The sequence below is a fragment of the Dellaglioa sp. CoH-56-MRSF-13 genome, from assembly GCF_056782095.1.
Genome location: NZ_JBXAYC010000076.1, coordinates 1 through 407 on the forward strand (window position 1 = coordinate 1; position 407 = coordinate 407).

At 59.0% G+C, this 407-nt stretch carries 1 protein-coding gene; it reads left to right on the forward strand.

Going from position 1 to position 407, the window contains the following annotated elements; translation table 11 throughout:
• Positions 1–394: hypothetical protein (locus AC1RP1_RS07955; protein ID WP_481762714.1), on the forward strand; the 394-nt coding region annotated here is incomplete at its 5' end.
• Positions 395–407: the final 13 nt, after the last annotated feature.

A 407-nucleotide genomic window follows, 5' to 3' on the forward strand; every position in this document is an offset into this window, starting at 1 on the left:
CGCGCCGGTATCGCGGCCTAATTCCGAACACGGGGCCGCCCGGCCCCTATCATTTATCAATACGCAACCTAAAGGAAAAGACATGCTGACGAAAACCAACGATGCCCCGATTCTGCGCCTGCTGGAACATACGCCGTTCGGCCGTATCACGGTCAAGCTGAATAACGGGGACACGATCAAGGCTGAATACGTGCCGGAACCGGTCACGGACGTGGAGCGCGGGGAGTCGGTCGTGTATCCGGATGCGGATTCGAATGTGCTGATTCACAAGCACGTTACGCGCTACAAGCCGCAAGGTTCCGACGATGCGGGCCCCGCACTTTACGCGCCGCTGACCGTGCAGAGCGTGCCCTTTCACGCTATCTCGCGTATCACGCATCAGGAACGCGACTAAAGACCCCGCACTT